This is a genomic window from Pseudomonas sp. Irchel 3F6 (assembly GCF_900187595.1).
GTDB classification, from domain to species: domain Bacteria; phylum Pseudomonadota; class Gammaproteobacteria; order Pseudomonadales; family Pseudomonadaceae; genus Aquipseudomonas; species Aquipseudomonas siliginis.
In genome coordinates this window covers 130,747-148,877 of record NZ_FYDP01000003.1, presented here as the reverse complement: position 1 = coordinate 148,877, position 18,131 = coordinate 130,747, and the positions used below count along the sequence as shown (strand labels likewise).

The window sequence follows — 18,131 nt, the reverse complement described above, 5'->3', positions numbered from 1 at the left end:
CGTCATCGCTGGCTCAGGCGATAGAGATTAGCCTGCGAGCAACCACACCCCAGTCGCCGCCGAAGCCGCACCCGCCAACCGCACCAGCGGCGCCGCTGCCTGCGGAAGAACTCGCACCACGCCATAACCGAGCGCATGCAAAACCGCTGTCGCCGCGACAAACCCGGCCGCATACGCCCACGGGCTGCTCATTTCCGGCAGCTCCAGCCCATGCGCCACGCCATGGAACAGCGCAAACAGCGCCGTCGCTGCCACCGCCATCACCAGCGGCGGACGCACGGCCAGTGCCACGGCCAGGCCCAGCGCCAATACCGAAGCAGCAATCCCGCTTTCCAGCGCCGGCAACTCCAGCCCTTCAAAACCGAGCAGGCCGCCCAGCAGCATGGTGCCGACAAACGTGCACGGCAGCGCCCAGCGCGCCGCGCCTTGTTGCTGCGCCGCCCACAAACCGACGGCGAGCATTGCCAGCAAGTGGTCGAGCCCGCCGATCGGGTGGCTGATGCCCGCGACGAGGCCGCTGTCGCCATGCCCAGGGTGCGCGAAGGCCAGTGCCGGTGTCAGCAGCAGCGCCACGGCGCCAAGAATGCGTTTGAGTGTCATGGATAAGCTTCCTTGTTGATAAGTGGTTCAGGCGGCGGTCAGCAGGCCCTGGCGTTCGATGAAGGCGATGATTTCTTCAAGGCCCTGACCGGTTTTCTGGTTGCTGAAAACGAACGGCTTGCCGTTGCGCATGCGTTTGGTGTCGCTGTCCATCATTTCCAGCGAGGCGCCCACCAGTGGCGCGAGGTCGATCTTGTTGATCACCAGCAGGTCGGACTTGCAGATCCCCGGGCCGCCCTTGCGCGGCAGCTTGTCGCCGGCGGAGACGTCGATCACGTAGATGGTCAGGTCCGACAGCTCCGGGCTGAAGGTCGCCGAGAGGTTGTCGCCGCCGGACTCCACCAGAATCAGATCCAGCCCGGGAAAACGCCGGTTCAGTTGATCGACCGCCTCGAGGTTGATCGAGGCGTCTTCGCGGATCGCCGTGTGCGGGCAGCCGCCGGTTTCCACGCCGATGATCCGCTCCGGCGCGAGGGCTTCGTTGCGCACCAGGAAATCGGCGTCTTCGCGGGTGTAGATATCGTTGGTGACCACGGCGAGGTTGTAGCGCTCGCGCAGGGCCAGGCACAGGGCCAGGGTCAGTGCGGTTTTGCCGGAACCGACCGGGCCGCCGATGCCGACGCGCAGAGGTTGTGTATCCATTTCATTCTCCAAAATAAACAGCCCTAAGAGCGGAAGAGACGGCTGTACTGGCGCTCGTGGGCCATGCACGCCAGAGACAGGCCAAACGCGGCGCTGCCGATGTGTTCGGGGTTGATGTGGGTCGCGTCGTACTGCGCCTGTTGCAGCAGCGGCAGCAGTTCGCTGGTCAGGCGCTGGGCGGCTTGCTGGCCCAGCGGCAGGGTTTTCATCAATACGGCGAGCTGGTTTTCCAGCCAGCTCCACAGCCACGCGGCAAGAGCGTCCTGCGGGCTGATGCCCCAGGCGCGTGCCGCCAGTGCCCAGCACAGGGCGAGATGCGGTTCTGTGGTCTGTTCAAGAAAGTCGCGGGCGGGCGCATCGAGTTCCGGCAAACCGTTCAACAACTGCTGCAGGGAGTAGCCCATCTGCCGGCTCTCCAGATGCAACTCGCGGGTTTCGCGACTGGCGCGGTGGCTCTCGCAGAGTTGTCGTAATTCGGCCCAGTTTTCATCTGCTGCGGCCTGGCAATGCGCCAACAGCAGCGGCGCTTCGAAGCGCGCGAGGTTGAGCAGCAGTTGATCGCTGATCCAGCGGCGGGCGCCGTCCGGGTTGTGGACCCGGCCATTATCCACCGCCATTTCCAGACCCTGGGAATAGCTGTAGCCGCCAATCGGCAATTGCGGACTGGCCAGACGCAGCAGCGCCCAGGCCGGATTCACAGGCGCACGCCGAACTGGTGGAGTTTCGGCGCGTAGTTGAAGTCTTCGTCGCCGTGGCGGGAATGATGATGGCCGCCGCCGTAAGCGCCGTGTTCCGGCTGGAACGGCGCTTCGATAGCCTCGACCTGCGCGCCGAGCTGTTCGAGCATCGCCTTGAGCACGTAATCGTCGAGCAGGCGCAGCCAGCCATCGCCGACTTGCAGGGCGACATGGCGGTTGCCGAGGTGATAGGCCGCGCGGGTCAGTTCGAACGCATTGGCGCAAGTGACATGGAGCAGTTGTTCAGGGCGGGCGCAGACGCGCACGACACGGCCGTCTTCAGCCTGCAGGCATTCGCCGTCATACAGCGGTGGCTGGCCGCGCTCCAAAAACAACCCGACGTCTTCGCCTTCGGCACTGAAACAGCGCAAACGGCTTTTGCTGCGCGCTTCGAAGGTCAGGTGCAGCTCGGCGGCCCAGACGGGTTGAGGGTCGATTCTGCGATGAATCACCAGCATCGGAAAGCTTCCAGCAATGAACGTTGAATGGGCTAGAGCAAGCGCCGCGCCAATCGGGTGATCTGTAGGAAATAGCTGTCGGCGCTTGCCTGATCTTTCAACAGGCGCGGCGATTCTGGAAGGTTTTGGTGCATGAAGGATTTGTCATGCACCAATTCGATGCCGTGACGGATGTTCAATGTGGGAGCGAGCCTGCTTGCGAATGCGCCGTGTCAGACAGATGTATTCAGCTGACCCAGCGCTTTCGCGAGCAGGCTCGCTCCCACAGGGGCTTTGCGCTGTGTCAGATAGAGAAGGGGATTACTCGGTACTGCCCAGCCCTTGCCAGTGCTTGAGGCCGATAAAGATGAAGCGCAGTTGCTGGGTGATCTTCGCTTGCGGGGTCAGATGCTCCGGCAAGGCCTCGGCGGGCGGGTCGATGATGTCGGGGAGGGTGGCGAACACCGATTTGACGATCAGGTCGGCGATCACGCTCAGACCGGCGATGTCCAGATGTTGCAGCTTGGGCATCAGCGCCAGGTCCGCCGCGAGGTCGGCGCTGATGTTCTCCCGCAGGCGTCCGATCGCCTGGCGTACCGGCAGCGAGCCGCCGTATTGTTCGCGGGCGAGAAACAGGAATTGCGAGCGGTTGGCGTTGACCACATCAAGGAAGATGCGCACCGAAGCGTCGATGATGCCGCCCATGACGAATTCGTTGTGCCGCACCAGGCGGATGGTTTCGCGGAAGGTCTGGCCGACTTCGCTGACCAGCACCAGCCCCAACTCGTCCATATCGGCGAAGTGCCGGTAGAAACCGGTGGGCACGATGCCGGCGGTCTTGCTCACTTCGCGCAGGCTCAGGCTGCCGAATCCTCGGCCGCTTTCCATCAGGTGGCGGGCAGCGTCCATCAGGGCGTTGCGGGTCTGTTGTTTCTGTTCGGCGCGGGGCAGCATCGCAGGGTGTGTTCTTCGGCAGGACAAGCGCCGCACTCTAGCAAATCGGCTTTGTCGGCGTCGAACGGGGAGTCATGCAGCGAGGGATTCACAGAAGCTGAAAAGTCAAAAGCCCAATCCGCTGATTGGGCTTTTTCGCTGGGCCGTCATAGGCTCAGCTCACGGCGCTGTTGCGTTCGATTACACGATCACCACCACCTTCGGCGAGGGCTTGACCTTGTGGAGTCTTGTCGTAGCCATCTTCCACCAGGCCTTTTTCTTCGAGACGATTGCGGCCGTTTTCAGCCAGGGTCTGGCCCTGTGGGGTTTTGTCATAGCCATCTTCAGCCAGAGTCTGACCTTGAGGGGTTTTGTCATAGCCGTCTTCAGCCAGAGTCTGGCCTTGTGGGGTTTTGTCGTAGCCGTCTTCAGCGAGCGTCTGGCTGAACACCGAGTGGCTGTCTTTGACTTGCGGAGTGGCCTGATCGGCAGCGGGCAGGGCAAAAGCTGTGCTGGCTAGCATGGACAGGGTAAGGCTGAGCAGTAATTGGCGTTTCATGATAGTGGCTCCTTGGGAGGGCGATAAAGTGGGTACGAGGGCAATGCTACTCTCGATATGTCGATATAAAAGTTCATAAACGCAATGGTAATAATCAACAGAATTGATTATTCGGCGCGAAGGCTCTAGATCGGGCCTTTGCGGGCGACGGTTTTGCACCGTCGTGGGTATTTTCGACTCACTCGTGCCTCGCAAAAGTGCGGGTCGCGGTAACACTGCTCGACCGATCGGTCAGTTTTGCTGCGCTTTTTATGGCTTAAACTGCCTTTCGATTAAACCTGCGGGCCTTTCGCCAGTCACAGACTGCATAGGGGCCGCTTAGGTCTGCCGTTTCAGCTGTGCGTCGGGTAATCGGCGTGCGGTCGTGATCAGGAGCTTTGTGCATGACGCGCACTGGAAAAATCTTCAGCTGGATCTTCGCCATGCTCGTGCTGCTGCTGGCAGCCTTGATTCTGATCATCGTGTTCTTCGACTGGAACCGGATCAAACCGACCATCAATGCCAAAGTCTCGGAAGAACTGCACCGGGCGTTTGCCATCAATGGCAACCTCGCAGTGATCTGGCAGCGCGAGCCGGAAGAGGGCGGCTGGCGCTCTTGGGTGCCTTGGCCGCACGTGGTCGCCGAGGATCTGAGCCTGGGTAATCCTGACTGGTCGAAGCAGCCGCAGATGGTCACTCTGAAACGTGTCGAGCTGCGCATTTCGCCGCTGGCCCTGCTGGCCCAGCGCGTGGTGATTCCGCGCATCGACCTGACCGAGCCGAATGCCGAGCTGCAACGTCTGGCCGATGGCCGCGCCAACTGGACGTTCAAATTCGATCCCAAGGACCCGAACGCCGAGCCTTCGAGCTGGGTGGTCGACATCGGCGCGATCGGTTTCGACAAGGGCCACGTGACCCTCGACGATCAGACCCTGAAAACCAATCTCGATGTGTTGATCGACCCGCTCGGCAAGCCGATTCCATTCAGCGAGATCGTCGGCGACAAAGCGGCGAAAACTGCTCAGGACAAGGGCGGCGCACCGCAGGACTATGCCTTTGCGCTCAAGGTCAAAGGCCAGTACCACGCGCAGAACCTCACCGGGCAGGGCAAGATCGGCGGGTTGCTGGCGTTGCAGGACGCGAGCAAGCCGTTCCCGTTGCAGGCCCAGGCGAAGATCGGCGATACCCGTATCGAACTGGCCGGCACCCTGACTGACCCGCTGAATCTTGGCGCTCTTGATCTGCGCCTCAAGCTCGCTGGAGACAGCCTCGGCAATCTCTACCCGCTGACCGGCGTGACCCTACCGGACACCCCACCGTACTCCACCGACGGCCACCTGATCGCCAGGCTGCATGACGAAGCCGGGGCGAAATTCACTTATGAAAAATTCAACGGCAAGATCGGCGACAGCGACATCCACGGCGACCTGACCTACGTGGCCAGCCAGCCACGGCCGAAACTCAGCGGTGCGCTGCTCTCCAATCAACTGCTGTTTGCCGACCTCGCGCCACTGATCGGCGCCGACTCCAACACCGAGCAAAAGGCCCGTGGCGGCGCGAGCAAGCAACCGGCGGACAAAGTCCTGCCGGTCGAAGAATTCAAAACCGATCGCTGGCGGGCCATGGACGCCGATGTCGAGTTCACCGGAAAACGCATCGTCCACAGCGAGAAGCTGCCGTTCAACGACCTCTATACCCATCTGAAACTCAACGACGGCGAGCTCAGCCTGGAACCGCTGCGCTTTGGTGTCGCCGGCGGCACGCTGGATGCGCTGATTCGCCTCAATGGCCGCACCGAGCCGCTGGAAGGCCGTGCGCGTTTGACCGCACGCAAATTCAAACTCAAAGAGTTGTTCCCGACCTTCGAGCCGATGAAGACCAGTTTCGGTGAGCTCAATGGCGATGCCGACATCAGTGGCCGGGGCAACTCCGTGGCCAAGCTGCTCGGTGGTGCCAACGGTAATCTGAAGATGCTGATCAACGACGGTGCAATCAGCCGTGAGTTGATGGAGCTGGCCGGGCTCAACGTCGGTAACTACGTGGTCGGCAAGATCTTTGGCGACAAGGAAGTGAAGATCAACTGCGCGGCGGCGGACTTCGACATCAAGACCGGCCTGGCCACGACACGGCTGTTTGTCTTCGATACCGAGAACGCAATCATCTACATCGATGGCACGGCGAACATGGCCACCGAACAACTCGATCTGACCGTGACCCCGGAATCCAAGGGCTGGCGTCTGATCTCGCTGCGCTCGCCGCTGTATGTGCGCGGCAAGTTCATCAAACCGGATGCCGGCGTCAAAGCCGTACCGTTGATGCTGCGCGGGGCGGGGATGGTTGCGCTGGGCGTGATTGCCGCACCGGCGGCGGGATTGCTGGCGCTGGTGGCGCCGAGCGGTGGCGAGCCGAATCAGTGCGCGCCGTTGCTCGAGCAGATGAAGCAGGGCAAGGCGCCGGTAACCGTTAAACCCAGTAAGTAAGCAGGGCAGATCAAAAGTTCGCAGCTCCTACATTTGGAATGCGTTTCACCTGTAGGAGCTGCCGAAGGCTGCGATCTTTTGCTGTTAAGGGTTACAGATCGTTGAGGATGTCCGCCATGTCGTCGGCGTGTTCTTCTTCCTGGGCGAGGATGTCTTCGAAGATGCGGCGGGTGGTCGGGTCTTTGTCACCGATGTACTGGATGATTTCGCGATAGCTGTCGATAGCAATGCGCTCGGCCACCAGATCTTCGTAAACCATTTCCTTGAGCGTGTTGCCGGCCACGTATTGCGCGTGGGACATCTTGCTGAGCAGGTCAGGGTTGAACTCAGGCTCACCGCCCAGTTGCACGATCCGCTCGGCGAGGCGATCGGCGTGCTCGGCTTCCTGGTTGGCGTGTTCGAGGAATTCGTCGGCGGCGACGTTGGCTTTCAGGCCGCTGGCCATGAAGTAGTGGCGCTTGTAGCGCAAGGTGCACACCAGTTCGGTGGCCAGCGACTCGTTGAGCAAACGCAGTATTTCTTCACGGTTGGCGTTGTAGCCCTCGGTGACCGCGCCGTTTTCCACGTGTTGCCGCGCGCGTTCGCGCAGGGTTTGAACATCAGACAAATGCACGTCACTCATTTCATTCTCCTGGAGGCTAATCCGATAAGCGCCACGTTCTGAAGACGCGGTCGCTACCCAGGTTGTGAGTCTTGAGCGAAGCGAAAAGTTTTATGCGATTTACGCCGGACGCGCTGCAGGAACTGCTGAAGACTGCTATGTCGGAAGAGTCAGACCGGTTTCGGTGGAGCGGGTGCTGGCGGACTGGAATAGGCTTATCGTTGAGTTGTCATCGCCGAGGTGGATGCTTGGCGGGCGTCTTGCAGGTCTGGCATCCACTCACCGCGCACAAGGATGTAACCCATGTCGACACGTTATCCATTGGTGCTGGTGCCGGGCATGCTCGGCTTTATCCGGCTGGTGCTTTACCCGTATTGGTTCGGCATCATCAAGGCCTTGCGCCGTGGTGGTGCGACGGTGGTCGCGGTGCAGGTTTCGCCGCTCAACTCTACTGAAGTGCGCGGCGAGCAGTTGCTGGCGCGGATCGAGGAAATCCTGCGCGAGAGCGGGGCGCAAAAGGTCAATCTGTTCGGCCACAGCCAAGGCGCGTTGACCGCACGATATGCGGCGGCGAAGCGTCCGGATCTGGTGGCCTCGGTGACTTCGGTGGCCGGTCCGAATCATGGTTCCGAGCTGGCTGATTATCTGGAAAAGCACTGTCCCGGTAGCAGTGCCAAGGGCCGCTTGCTCGAAGCGTTGCTGCGCTTGATCGGCTGGGTCATGGCATTGCTCGACACGGGTTATCACGGTCCGAAACTGCCGGTGGATATCCACGCTTCCCACCAATCGCTAACGACGGCGGGCGTTGCATTATTCAATCAGCGTTATCCACAAGGGCTGCCGGAAGTCTGGGGCGGCCAAGGGCCGGAAGAGGTCAACGGTGTTCGTTATTACTCCTGGTCAGGGACGCTGCAACCGGGCAAGACCGATCGTGGCGGCAATCTTTTTGACGGCACCAACCGAAGTTGTCGCTTGTTTGCCAAGACCTTCGTCCGTGAGCCGGGGCAGTGCGATGGCATGGTCGGCCGTTACAGCTCGCATCTGGGCACGGTGATCGGTGATGACTATCCGCTGGATCATTTCGACATCGTCAATCAGTCGCTGGGACTGGTGGGCAAAGGCGCGGATCCGATAAGGCTGTTTGTCGAGCATGCGGCGCGGCTGGAGGCTGCAGGGTTATAGCCAAACAGACCGCGTCATCGTTCTTCGCGAGCAGGCTCGCTCCCACAGGTGTCTGCATTTCAATGTGGGAGCGAGCCTGCTCGCGAAGGGGCCTTATCAGGCAACGCTGATCCTGCGGCCCAACACGGTGGTCCAGCGCTCCGACAAAACCACCCCACCCAAGGTCAGCAAACCGCCCACCAGGTGATACATCGCCAACTGTTCCTTCAGCACCACCGCTGCAATCAACGCGGTAATCAGCGGCAGCAGATTGAAGAACAACGTCGTCCGGCTCGGTCCCAGCCGCTGCACCGCTTGCATCCACGCCAGCGGCGCGACCATCGAAGCCAGCAGGCATGCATAGAGCACCAGCGGCACGTTCTGCAGATTCAAACCGGTCTTCGGCGAAACAGCGAACAACGGAAACAACACCACAATCGCCACCAGCACCTGCAAGTACAGCAGCACCAGCGGCGGCAGGCGCAGTTGCCACTTTTTCAGCAGCGTGCTGTAAACCGCGTAGGCCAGCGTGGCGATCAGCATCATCGCATCGCCCAGATTGACCCCGTGTTGCAGCAGCGCTCCGAGGCTGCCGGATGACACCACCACCAGCACGCCAGCGAACGACAGCACCGCACCGACCAGCGCACCAGCCGTCAGGCGCTGGCCGAGGCTGATGATCGCCATGGCCAGCGACATCAATGGCATCAGCGACAGGATGATGCCCATGTTGGTCGCGGTGGTCAGTGTTGCGGCGAAATAGGCGAGGCTCTGATACACCGCCATGCCGAGCACGCCGAGGACGAAAATCCGCCCCAGGTTCGGCCGAATCTGCGGCCAGTGGGCGATGACTTTCTTCAGCATGAATGGCGTGAACAGCACGCCGGCCAGCAGCCAGCGATAGAAACCGATCTCGGCGGGGAAGATTGCCCCGACCGCCAGTTTGTTGATCACGGTGTTGCCGGCCCAGATGAAAATCGCCAGCAGGGGAAATGCGTATTGCATGGGACAAAACCAGAACGTTGATGAAGGGCGATTATCGCCTGTCTGGATGCAGGCCTATACTGCGATCCAGACAACCTGCCTCTGCATCCGGACAGCATGAACAGCAAACACATCGATCTGCTCGATTTCAGCGAACTGCCGTCAGCGGTGTATTTCCGCTACGCCGATTTCAATGCCCACGAATATGCCGCGCCACACCGGCATCCTTGGGGCACGCTGGAATACGCGGCCCATGGCGTGCTGCACATGGATGTCGACGGCAGTCGCTTCATGTCGCCGCCGCAATACGCGGTGTGGGTGCCGCCCGAGGTCGAGCACAGTTTCTACAGCCATCAACCGGTCAACTACCGCGCGGTGTGTCTTGATCCCGACGTCTGCGCGCGATTGCCGTCGCGGGCCTGCACGCTGGCAATCAGCGACATTCTCAAGGCCATCCTCAAAGACTTCGCCGCCCGCGATGTGAAGATCCCCGAGCATGAAGCCGATCAGCGTCTGGCCCAGGTATTGGTCGATCAACTGCAACAGGCACCGGTGCAGGAATGTTATCTGCCGTACGCGAGCAGCCCGGGCTTGCTGACGATTCTTGACGCCTTGCAGGCCGCGCCGGGCGACAACCAACCGTTGGCGCATTGGGCCGCGCAAGTGCATGTCAGCGAGCGCACTCTGGCGCGGCAGTTTGTTCGTGAGCTGGGCATGAGTTTTGGCGAGTGGCGTCAGCGCTTGCGTTATCTGGCGGCGATCGAGGCGCTTGAGACCTCGCGTTCGGTGCAGGAAATCGCTTTCGACCTCGGCTACAGCAGCGGCTCGGCATTCATCGCCATGTTCGCCCGCCAGGCCGGGTGCACGCCGGAGCAGTATCGGCGCAGCCACCTCGAGGGCAGGAAGGTGTAACAAGCTTTGACTACACTGCGATAGAGGCCGCATCCATCGGTGCGGCAACAAGGAGAAAACTCCATGAAGATGTTGCGTGTGCCGTTGTTGATGATCGGGCTGCTTGTGTGTTCCCAAGGTTTCGCCGCCACGGCGCAACAGAACAAGATGACCACCTGCAATGCCGATGCGACCGCCAAGAGCTTGAAGGGCGATGAGCGCAAGGCGTTCATGAGCACCTGCCTGAAAGCGGCACCAGCGGCCAACGATGGCAAGGAGCTGACCCCGCAGCAGCAGAAGATGACCACCTGCAATGCCGATGCGAAAACCAAGGCACTGACGGGCGATGCGCGCAAGGCGTTCATGAGTGAGTGTCTGAAGAAAAAATAAGGGGGCGCCATGGGTGTCCGATTGACTCGGTCGGCTTGAGATTTTCCCTCACCCTAACCCTCTCCCGGAGGGAGAGGGGACCGACCGCATTGATGCCGACAGGAACTGGGGTCTGAAATACCGGGTCGATTGCGGATTCGGCACTGCACGTTCAGGTCGGAAAATTTTTCGAGCCCCCCCCAATCTGTCCCCTCTCCCTCTGGGAGAGGGCTAGGGTGAGGGGGAAATTCGCAAGCCTTGCACGAAAATCCGAAACCCCGCATATCCCTAGTGCTAACCCAGGATCGCTGGCAGACTGCCCATCCTTTCACGCCGTTCGTTTTGAGGCTGTATGCCAACGTTTTCTCAGCGTCATGTTGTGTTCTGGGTCAGCTGCATCATCATTTTTGGCGGTTTGCTGCTGGTGCTGCCGCTGCGCTTGTTGCCCAGCCTGCTGGCCGGGTTGCTGGTGTTCGAGCTGGTCAACATGCTCACCCCGCAACTGCAACGGCTGATCGAAGGGCGCCGTGCGCGCTGGTTGGCGGTGGCGCTGCTCGGCACGCTGGTGGTGAGTGCGCTGGCGCTGATCTTCGCCGGGGCCATCAGTTTCCTCCTGCATGAAGCGGAAAACCCCGGCGCTTCACTCGACAAATTCATGGGCGTAGTCGATCGCGCGCGCGGGCAGTTGCCGCCGTTCATCGATGCCTACCTGCCGGCGAGTGCAGCGGAATTTCGCGTGGCGATCGGCGAGTGGGCGAGCAAGCATCTGGCCGACCTGCAACTGGTCGGCAAGGACGCCGCGCACATGTTCGTCACCCTGCTGATCGGCATGGTGCTCGGCGCGATCATCGCCCTGCAGCGCATCCCCGACGTGACCAAGCGCAAGCCGCTGGCCGCCGCTTTGTTCGACCGTTTGCATCTGCTGGTGCAGGCGTTTCGCAATATCGTCTTCGCGCAGATCAAGATTTCCCTGCTCAACACCGTGTTCACCGGGATCTTCCTCGCGGTGATCCTGCCGATGTTCGGCATCAAGCTGCCGCTGACCAAAACCCTGATCGTGCTGACCTTCCTGCTCGGCCTGCTGCCGGTGATCGGCAACCTGATGTCGAACACGCTGATCACCATCGTCGGTCTGTCGCTGTCGATCTGGGTGGCGATCGCAGCGCTGGGCTATCTGATCGTTATCCACAAGCTCGAATACTTCCTCAACGCGCGCATCGTCGGCGGGCAGATCAGTGCCAAGTCGTGGGAGTTGCTCCTGGCGATGCTGGTGTTCGAAGCCGCGTTCGGTTTGCCGGGGGTGGTGGCAGGCCCGATTTATTACGCGTATCTGAAGAGTGAGCTGAAGCTGGGCGGGATGGTCTAAGGCCAGGCAACTGAATTGAATGCATCTGTGGCGAGGGGATTTATCCCCGATGGCCTGCGCAGCAGGCCCCTGCTTTCAAGCTCAGGAGCGGGGCCGCTTCGCGGCCCAACGGGGATAAATCCCCTCGCCACAGGATAAATCCCCTCTCCACAAAGGCTCTTCGCCACAGATTGTGATCAGGCCATCGAACCGTAACGCTTCATCGCTTCAATCGCCAAACCGCTACCAATGCTGCCAAAGATGTTGCCTTCGACATGCCGGGCGTTCGGCAGCATTGCCGAGACGCTGTTGCGCAGGGCCGGGATGCCGCTCGAACCACCAGTGAAGAACACCGTGTCGACCTGATCGACTGCTACGCCGGCGTCATTCAACAGCTGCGTAACGCTGCCGCGCACGCGCTCGAGCAAGGCTTCGATCGCCGATTCGAACAGCGCGCGGCTCAGCTCTACGCTCAGCCCGGCTTCGATGCGGTCCAGCGGCACGTGGCGGCTGTCGGCGTGGGTCAGCTGGATCTTGGTTTCTTCCACTTCCATCGCCAGCCAGTGCCCGGCGCGCTGTTCGATCAGCTTGAACAGGCGATCGATGCCGCCGGTGTCTTCGATGTCGTAGCGCATGCTGCCCAGTGCCAGCGTGGATTTCTGCGAGTACACCGAGTTGATCGTGTGCCAGGTCGCCAGGTTCATGTGGTGGCTGGTTGGCATGTAGGCGCCGCTCTTCATGCGGCTGCCGTAGCCGAACAGCGGCATCAGGCCTTGCAGACTCAGCTGTTTGTCGAAGTCGGTACCACCGATGTGCACACCGCCGGTGGCGAGGATGTCATCGTGACGGTTGTCGACACCGCGACGCTCGGGCGACAGGCGCACCAGCGAGAAGTCGGAGGTACCACCGCCGATGTCGACGATCAGTACCAGCTCTTCTTTCTCGATGGTCGACTCGTAGTCGAACGCTGCCGCGATCGGCTCGTACTGGAACGACACGTCCTTGAAGCCGATTTTGCCCGCTACCTCGACCAGGGTGTCTTCGGCCTCCTGGTCAGCCAGCGGATCGTCGTCGACGAAGAACACCGGGCGACCCAGCACCACTTGCTCGAATTCCCGACCAGCGGCGGTTTCGGCGCGGCTCTTGAGCTGGCCGATGAACAGCCCGAGCAGATCCTTGAACGGCATCGCCGTGCCGAGGACGCTGGTGTCGTGCTTGATCAGCTTGGAGCCGAGCAGGCTTTTCAACGAGCGCATCAGCCGGCCTTCGTAGCCTTCCAGATACTCGTGCAGGGCCAGGCGACCGTAGACCGGGCGACGTTCCTCGATGTTGAAGAAGACCACCGACGGCAGGGTGATCTTGTCGTCTTCCAGCGCAATCATGGTGTCCATGCCGGGGCGCAGCCAGCCGACGGTGGAGTTGGACGTGCCGAAGTCGATGCCGCAGGCACGGGCTGGAGAGGCGTCTTTCATGTCTTTCGGTTTCCGGTCAAAAAAACGGCCGCGCAGTGTATGTCAGTGCGCGGCAGATTCGAAGGCCGGTCATCCGCTATTTCGCCCCCAGACAGTTGAAAACCACCGCATCGCCCCAAACTTGCTGGCATGGGCCGGCAGACACACCGGCGGTCGCAAGAACCGTCGTCCACTGCCGATAAACTTCTGCGGCGCCACCCGGTCACAAACTTGAGATCGGTCAACCCGGCACGTGCCAATCGGCGCATGCTGGTCTCGGCGCGAAATCGATAACGTATGGTGATCCTTCCATGGACTTCAAAGACTATTACAAGATACTCGGCGTGGAGCCGACAGCCGACGACAAGGCCATCAAGGCGGCCTATCGCAAGCTGGCGCGCAAATACCACCCCGACGTCAGCAAGGAAAAAGACGCCGAGGCCAAGTTCAAGGATGCCTCGGAAGCCTATGAAGCGCTGAAAAGCGCCGACAAGCGCGCCGAATACGACGAACTGCGCCGTTATGGCCAGCACGGTCAGCCGTTTCAGGGCCCACCGGGCTGGCAGAGCCGTGGCGGCTTCGGTGGCGGCGGTGGCGACACGGGCGACTTCTCGGACTTCTTCAGTTCGATCTTCGGCAATCGCGGCCCCGGTTTCGGTGGCGCCGAGAGCCGCCAATCACGCGGACGTCGAGGGCAAGACGTGGAAATGGAACTGCCGGTCTTCCTCGAAGAAACCCTGTCGAACGAATCGAAGAAAGTCACCTTTCAGGTGCCGCAATACAACGCGCACGGCCAGCATGTCAGCAACACCAGCAAGAGCCTGAACGTGAAGATTCCGGCCGGCGTGACCGATGGCGAGCGAATTCGCCTGAAGGGCCAGGGCGCACCGGGCATCGGTGGCGGGGCGAATGGCGACCTGTACCTGACCATTCGGTTTGCGCCGCACCCGAAATTCGATGTCGAAGGCGAAAACCTGATCATCACCTTGCCCCTGGCTCCGTGGGAATTGGCATTGGGCACGGAAGTGGCCGTGCCGACCCTGACCGGCAAGATCAACCTCAAGGTCCCGGCCGGCAGCCAGAATGGCCAGCGCATGCGCGCCAAGGGCCATGGCCTGCTGAACAAGGCCGGCGAACGCGGTTATCTGTTCGTGCAGCTCAAGGCCGTGATGCCCAAAGCCTCCGACGATGAGGTCAAGGCGCTGTGGCAGGAACTGGCGAAGAAAGCCGCCTTCAATCCGCGAGAGAACTTCTGAACCCGACGACGGAGTAGCCCATCATGAGCAGCCCCCTGATCGTTCAACTGGACCTGGCAGAATTCTGTGAGGCGGCCGATTTGTCGGACGTCTACGTGATCGAAATCGTCGAGCACGGCATCCTCGAACCTCAGGGCGCGCAGCCCCGGGAATGGCGCTTCACCGATTACGAATTGGCCTTGGCCAAGCGCGCCGCCAAGCTGCGCCGTGATCTGGAACTGGAGTGGGAAGGCGTGGCGCTGGCGCTGGATCTGCTGGACGAGGTGAAGCAGTTGCGTGCCGAGAACCGCATGTTGCGCCAGCGTTTGGGGCGGTTGGTGGTCGAATAAATTGTTTGAGGCCGTGAGGTCCTAGCAGGCCTCATCGCGTGCCGGCCCGCTCCCGCCTGATTAATGTTTGCGGGTGTTTCGTCCGGTATGAACCGGCAGGATGGTCTGATAGTTTTCCGGGCACATGTTGGCAATGGATGCCAACGGTCGTAGCGCCAGCCAGACTGGCCAGCGCTGCGCAATCTTTGCAAGGAAGCCTGTCAATGCCAGTCAGACCCAAGCCGCCCAAGCCGGGCGTAGGCGATGTGAACACCCCTGTACGTACCACCCCGGATCCAGTTGCGCACGGTATCGAGTCGTCGCACCTGACCCCCGGCCCGTTCATTCGCAAGACCCCGCCCGATGCCAGTGAGCCCGGCAGCAACACGCAGCAAATGGAAACTGCAGTTGCCCCGCACAGCGTGCACGTCGACCCGACGCCGTCTACATCTGGTCCCGTCCCGAAGCTTAAAACCTCGGCTCTGGAGCGTTACCTGATTGCCTCGACAGCCCCTCTACCGCAAGCGGACGTTGACGGGTTTCGCGTATTCAAAGGACGCCAATACGCGGACCTGCAGGGCGGTGGTACGGTGCTGATCGGCGTCGATGCCGAGACCGGTCTGCATCGGGCCAGATTGTCCAGCGAGCTGCAGCCGTCCGGCCCTGTGCTTGCCTACGATCCGTTGACCAAGCACTGGTACGCGCTTGAAGAGTCCGGCGCGTCGCCGGACGCTGCCGCTGTCCCGGGTAAAAGCCGCAGGGTGGCGCGCCAGAGCGATGAAGACTATGAGTCTGCCGTTGAGGAGCTGCCCGACGATGGCGGTGTAACGCAGGAACATTTTTATCTGGCGTCCGAGTCGATGCCCGTTAAACCCTTCACCGCTGAGGAATTGCGTGCAATGCGCAGCGAAACACGGTTTTCGTTCCTCACCAATCGGCCCGGGGTCTACGACCGTGCCAATAACGGCAAATACCCTTTCCGGGACATGGCCGGCCGGCCTGTCAGGATAAAGAAGCTCCAGACCCTTGCGCGTTTCGAAGACGGCAGCCGTTATACCTCCGAGCAGATCAAGCCTTACATCAAGTTTGGCGCCTACGAGCATGTCGCGCGGTTGTATGAAGAAAAGCTGCAATGGCGATTGTTCACCGAGGCCGACATGACGGTGCCCGGAGAGCGGGCCCTGGTCGGCCAGTCAATGGTGGTCGCCAACCGGCGCATCACCCGAGGCGAGGTGGTCGGTGTCTATGCTGGCGCGATCATGCCGGGACGTCTTGTGCCGCTGCCCCAGCAGTCATACACCATGAAGGTCGGCGTCCGTTATCAACCAGGGCCTGGATATTTGATCCCCGACGAATTCGCGCTGGTCGGTGACACGATTATTTCCCGGATCAACACGCGCTTTTGGTATGACGCCACGGGCAAACCAGTTCGTCAGGCTACGGAGGGTTACAACGTCGAGTTCGTCCCGTTCGATGTCGAAGCGCAACAGTGGATAGGCAAGGAACTGGTCACCCGAGACTTCATTCTCAACGCCATCTTCGCTACCGAAGACATTCCGGCGGGAACCGAGTTACGCATCGATTACAACTACAGCGATGCGGACATCGCGAAACTGTTCCCGTGATTGCCTGAGCGATCGCGACTGAATACGGACCTGCGCGTCCGTATTCAGCGCACGCCTTCATCAGAACAGAAAATAGCGCTGCGCCATCGGCAGCGTTTCCGCCGGTTCGCACCACAGCAACACGCCATCGGCCTTGACCTGATAGGTCTGTGGATCGACATCGATGTTCGGCAGATAGTCGTTGTGGATCAGGTCGGTTTTCTGCACGTCTCGGCAGCCCTTCACCACAGCGATCTGCTTCTTCAATCCCAAGGCTTCCGGCAATCCGGCCTCCTGCGCCGCCTGGCTGATAAAGGTCAGGCTGGTGGCGTGCAGCGAGCCGCCGTAGCTGGCAAACATCGGGCGGTAATGCACCGGTTGCGGTGTTGGAATCGAAGCGTTGGCGTCGCCCATCAGGCTGGCGGCAATCGCACCGCCCTTGAGGATCAGCGTCGGCTTCACACCAAAGAACGCCGGGCGCCAGAGCACCAGATCGGCCCACTTGCCGACTTCGATCGAGCCGACTTCATGGCTGATGCCATGGGTGATCGCCGGGTTGATCGTGTACTTGGCGATGTAACGCTTGGCGCGGAAGTTGTCGTTGTTTGCGCCGTCCTGTGGCAGCGGGCCGCGCTGTTTTTTCATCTTGTCGGCGGTCTGCCAGGTGCGCGTGATGACTTCGCCGACACGGCCCATGGCCTGACTGTCGGAGCTGATCATCGAGAACGCGCCGAGGTCGTGGAGGATGTCTTCGGCGGCAATGGTTTCGCGGCGGATCCGGCTTTCGGCGAAGGCGACGTCTTCGGCAATGCTCGGGTCGAGGTGATGGCAGACCATCAGCATGTCGAGGTGTTCGTCGATGGTGTTGCGGGTGAACGGCCGGGTCGGGTTGGTCGAGCTTGGCAGCACGTTGGCAAAGCCGCAGGCCTTGATGATGTCTGGCGCGTGGCCGCCACCGGCACCTTCGGTGTGATAGGTGTGGATGGTGCGGCCCTTGAACGCGCCAAGGGTGGTTTCGACGAAGCCGGATTCGTTGAGGGTATCGGTGTGGATCGCCACCTGCACATCGTACTGGTCGGCGACGTTGAGGCAGTTGTCGATGCTCGCCGGAGTGGTGCCCCAGTCCTCGTGCAGCTTGAGACCGATGGCACCGGCCTTGACCTGTTCGATCAACGGCTCCGGCAGGCTGGCGTTGCCCTTGCCGGTCAGGCCGATGTTCATCGGGAAAGCATCGGCGGCCTGGAGCATGCGCGCCAGATGCCACGGGCCGGAGGTGCAGGTGGTGGCGTTGGTGCCGGTGGCAGGCCCGGTGCCGCCGCCGATCATGGTGGTGACGCCGCTCATCAGCGCTTCTTCGATCTGCTGCGGGCAGATGAAGTGGATATGCGTGTCGATGCCGCCAGCGGTGAGGATCATGCCTTCGCCGGCAATCACTTCGGTGCCGGCGCCGATGGCGATGGTCACATTGGGCTGCACGTCAGGGTTGCCGGCCTTGCCGATCGCGGCGATGCGCCCGTCTTTGAGGCCGACGTCGGCCTTGACGATGCCCCAGTGGTCGATGATCAGTGCGTTGGTGATCAGCGTGTCGACCACTTCGGCGGCGAGCAATTGGCTCTGGCCCTGGCCGTCGCGGATGACTTTGCCGCCACCGAATTTCACTTCCTCGCCGTAGGTGGTGAAGTCCTTTTCGACTTCGATCCACAGCTCGGTGTCGGCCAGGCGCACCTTGTCGCCGACGGTGGGGCCGAACATGTCGGCGTAGGCTTGACGGGAAATCTTCATTCGTTCGCCTTG

Annotated in this window: 18 protein-coding genes; 8 read left to right on the top strand and 10 right to left on the bottom strand. The window is 61.1% G+C overall.

The window, feature by feature from the left end; genetic code table 11:
- Positions 1-27 precede the first annotated feature (27 nt).
- The 6 genes from CKW30_RS12395 to CKW30_RS12370 all read right to left on the bottom strand — a co-directional run bounded on the left by CKW30_RS12395 (position 28) and on the right by CKW30_RS12370 (position 3,908).
- On the bottom strand, positions 28-600 hold the full coding sequence (locus tag CKW30_RS12395; RefSeq protein ID WP_041480708.1) for a HupE/UreJ family protein: 573 nt from the start codon (positions 598-600) through the stop codon (positions 28-30).
- A gap of 27 nt (positions 601-627) precedes the next feature.
- Positions 628-1,242, bottom strand: a complete 615-nt coding sequence (gene ureG, locus CKW30_RS12390; RefSeq protein WP_016771910.1) for an urease accessory protein UreG — start codon at positions 1,240-1,242, stop codon at positions 628-630.
- A gap of 23 nt (positions 1,243-1,265) precedes the next feature.
- On the bottom strand, positions 1,266-1,940 hold the full coding sequence (locus CKW30_RS12385) for an urease accessory protein UreF (RefSeq protein ID WP_095180943.1): 675 nt from the start codon (positions 1,938-1,940) through the stop codon (positions 1,266-1,268).
- Positions 1,937-2,437, bottom strand: coding sequence for an urease accessory protein UreE (gene ureE, locus CKW30_RS12380; protein ID WP_039756959.1), 501 nt, complete (start codon positions 2,435-2,437; stop codon positions 1,937-1,939). The genes CKW30_RS12385 and ureE overlap by 4 nt, the downstream gene beginning before the upstream one ends.
- A gap of 300 nt (positions 2,438-2,737) precedes the next feature.
- Positions 2,738-3,370, bottom strand: a complete 633-nt coding sequence (locus CKW30_RS12375) for a TetR family transcriptional regulator (protein WP_056787610.1) — start codon at positions 3,368-3,370, stop codon at positions 2,738-2,740.
- Positions 3,371-3,524: 154 nt separating this feature from the next.
- The gene (locus CKW30_RS12370) at positions 3,525-3,908 is read right to left on the bottom strand and encodes a hypothetical protein (RefSeq protein WP_041480705.1); all 384 of its coding nucleotides are present in this window, start codon (positions 3,906-3,908) and stop codon (positions 3,525-3,527) included.
- A 383-nt stretch (positions 3,909-4,291) separates the two neighbouring features.
- Between CKW30_RS12370 and CKW30_RS12365 the strand changes: the two genes are divergently transcribed.
- Complete coding sequence (locus CKW30_RS12365) at positions 4,292-6,367, top strand: AsmA family protein (RefSeq protein ID WP_095180942.1); 2,076 nt, start codon at positions 4,292-4,294, stop codon at positions 6,365-6,367.
- 91 nt (positions 6,368-6,458) lie between these two features.
- On the opposite strand, the gene CKW30_RS12360 is transcribed toward CKW30_RS12365, so the two are convergent.
- On the bottom strand, positions 6,459-6,989 hold the full coding sequence (locus tag CKW30_RS12360; RefSeq protein ID WP_041480703.1) for a bacterioferritin: 531 nt from the start codon (positions 6,987-6,989) through the stop codon (positions 6,459-6,461).
- Positions 6,990-7,271: 282 nt separating this feature from the next.
- Between CKW30_RS12360 and CKW30_RS12355 the strand changes: the two genes are divergently transcribed.
- Positions 7,272-8,150 carry a triacylglycerol lipase gene (locus tag CKW30_RS12355; protein ID WP_095180941.1) on the top strand — a complete coding sequence of 293 codons (879 nt, stop codon included), beginning with the start codon at positions 7,272-7,274 and terminating at the stop codon, positions 8,148-8,150.
- Between the two features lie 96 nt (positions 8,151-8,246).
- On the opposite strand, the gene CKW30_RS12350 is transcribed toward CKW30_RS12355, so the two are convergent.
- The gene (locus CKW30_RS12350) at positions 8,247-9,134 is read right to left on the bottom strand and encodes a DMT family transporter (RefSeq protein ID WP_095180940.1); all 888 of its coding nucleotides are present in this window, start codon (positions 9,132-9,134) and stop codon (positions 8,247-8,249) included.
- Positions 9,135-9,230: 96 nt separating this feature from the next.
- On the opposite strand from CKW30_RS12350, the gene CKW30_RS12345 reads away from it, so the two are divergent.
- The 3 genes from CKW30_RS12345 (at position 9,231) to CKW30_RS12335 (ending at position 11,739) form a co-directional block, all read left to right on the top strand.
- Positions 9,231-10,025 carry a helix-turn-helix transcriptional regulator gene (locus tag CKW30_RS12345; RefSeq protein ID WP_095180939.1) on the top strand — a complete coding sequence of 265 codons (795 nt, stop codon included), beginning with the start codon at positions 9,231-9,233 and terminating at the stop codon, positions 10,023-10,025.
- A 63-nt stretch (positions 10,026-10,088) separates the two neighbouring features.
- The gene (locus CKW30_RS12340; protein WP_016771900.1) at positions 10,089-10,394 is read left to right on the top strand and encodes a PsiF family protein; all 306 of its coding nucleotides are present in this window, start codon (positions 10,089-10,091) and stop codon (positions 10,392-10,394) included.
- 331 nt (positions 10,395-10,725) lie between these two features.
- Positions 10,726-11,739 (top strand): AI-2E family transporter, encoded by a 1,014-nt coding sequence (locus CKW30_RS12335; protein ID WP_016771899.1) that lies wholly within the window; start codon positions 10,726-10,728, stop codon positions 11,737-11,739.
- A gap of 176 nt (positions 11,740-11,915) precedes the next feature.
- On the opposite strand, the gene CKW30_RS12330 is transcribed toward CKW30_RS12335, so the two are convergent.
- A complete protein-coding gene (locus CKW30_RS12330) occupies positions 11,916-13,190 on the bottom strand; it encodes an Hsp70 family protein (protein ID WP_095180938.1) in 1,275 nt (424 codons plus the stop codon).
- Positions 13,191-13,480: 290 nt separating this feature from the next.
- On the opposite strand from CKW30_RS12330, the gene CKW30_RS12325 reads away from it, so the two are divergent.
- The 3 genes from CKW30_RS12325 to CKW30_RS12315 all read left to right on the top strand — a co-directional run bounded on the left by CKW30_RS12325 (position 13,481) and on the right by CKW30_RS12315 (position 16,358).
- Entirely contained in the window at positions 13,481-14,425 is a 945-nt protein-coding gene (locus tag CKW30_RS12325; RefSeq protein ID WP_024011397.1) for a DnaJ C-terminal domain-containing protein, read from the top strand.
- A 23-nt stretch (positions 14,426-14,448) separates the two neighbouring features.
- Positions 14,449-14,754, top strand: a complete 306-nt coding sequence (locus CKW30_RS12320) for a chaperone modulator CbpM (protein ID WP_016771896.1) — start codon at positions 14,449-14,451, stop codon at positions 14,752-14,754.
- Between the two features lie 203 nt (positions 14,755-14,957).
- Positions 14,958-16,358: a hypothetical protein gene (locus CKW30_RS12315; RefSeq protein WP_256584327.1), complete on the top strand. Its 1,401-nt coding sequence runs from the start codon at positions 14,958-14,960 to the stop codon at positions 16,356-16,358.
- A gap of 60 nt (positions 16,359-16,418) precedes the next feature.
- Here the strand turns inward: CKW30_RS12315 and ureC are convergent, their stop codons facing one another.
- Positions 16,419-18,119: an urease subunit alpha gene (ureC, locus tag CKW30_RS12310; RefSeq protein ID WP_095180937.1), complete on the bottom strand. Its 1,701-nt coding sequence runs from the start codon at positions 18,117-18,119 to the stop codon at positions 16,419-16,421.
- Positions 18,120-18,131: the final 12 nt, after the last annotated feature.

Excerpts from the sequence above, each read along its gene's own strand:
- CKW30_RS12315 (WP_256584327.1), top strand. The coding sequence starts at position 14,958 with ATGCCAGTCAGACCCAAGCCGCCCAAGCCGGGCGTAGGCGATGTGAAC.
- CKW30_RS12330 (WP_095180938.1), bottom strand. The coding sequence starts at position 13,190 with ATGAAAGACGCCTCTCCAGCCCGTGCCTGCGGCATCGACTTCGGCACG.
- ureG (WP_016771910.1), bottom strand. The coding sequence starts at position 1,242 with ATGGATACACAACCTCTGCGCGTCGGCATCGGCGGCCCGGTCGGTTCC.
- CKW30_RS12375 (WP_056787610.1), bottom strand. The coding sequence starts at position 3,370 with ATGCTGCCCCGCGCCGAACAGAAACAACAGACCCGCAACGCCCTGATG.
- CKW30_RS12325 (WP_024011397.1), top strand. The coding sequence starts at position 13,481 with ATGGACTTCAAAGACTATTACAAGATACTCGGCGTGGAGCCGACAGCC.
- ureC (WP_095180937.1), bottom strand. The coding sequence starts at position 18,119 with ATGAAGATTTCCCGTCAAGCCTACGCCGACATGTTCGGCCCCACCGTC.
- CKW30_RS12335 (WP_016771899.1), top strand. The coding sequence starts at position 10,726 with ATGCCAACGTTTTCTCAGCGTCATGTTGTGTTCTGGGTCAGCTGCATC.
- CKW30_RS12355 (WP_095180941.1), top strand. The coding sequence starts at position 7,272 with ATGTCGACACGTTATCCATTGGTGCTGGTGCCGGGCATGCTCGGCTTT.
- CKW30_RS12345 (WP_095180939.1), top strand. The coding sequence starts at position 9,231 with ATGAACAGCAAACACATCGATCTGCTCGATTTCAGCGAACTGCCGTCA.
- CKW30_RS12370 (WP_041480705.1), bottom strand. The coding sequence starts at position 3,908 with ATGAAACGCCAATTACTGCTCAGCCTTACCCTGTCCATGCTAGCCAGC.
- CKW30_RS12360 (WP_041480703.1), bottom strand. The coding sequence starts at position 6,989 with ATGAGTGACGTGCATTTGTCTGATGTTCAAACCCTGCGCGAACGCGCG.
- CKW30_RS12340 (WP_016771900.1), top strand. The coding sequence starts at position 10,089 with ATGAAGATGTTGCGTGTGCCGTTGTTGATGATCGGGCTGCTTGTGTGT.
- CKW30_RS12365 (WP_095180942.1), top strand. The coding sequence starts at position 4,292 with ATGACGCGCACTGGAAAAATCTTCAGCTGGATCTTCGCCATGCTCGTG.
- ureE (WP_039756959.1), bottom strand. The coding sequence starts at position 2,437 with ATGCTGGTGATTCATCGCAGAATCGACCCTCAACCCGTCTGGGCCGCC.
- CKW30_RS12350 (WP_095180940.1), bottom strand. The coding sequence starts at position 9,134 with ATGCAATACGCATTTCCCCTGCTGGCGATTTTCATCTGGGCCGGCAAC.
- CKW30_RS12320 (WP_016771896.1), top strand. The coding sequence starts at position 14,449 with ATGAGCAGCCCCCTGATCGTTCAACTGGACCTGGCAGAATTCTGTGAG.
- CKW30_RS12395 (WP_041480708.1), bottom strand. The coding sequence starts at position 600 with ATGACACTCAAACGCATTCTTGGCGCCGTGGCGCTGCTGCTGACACCG.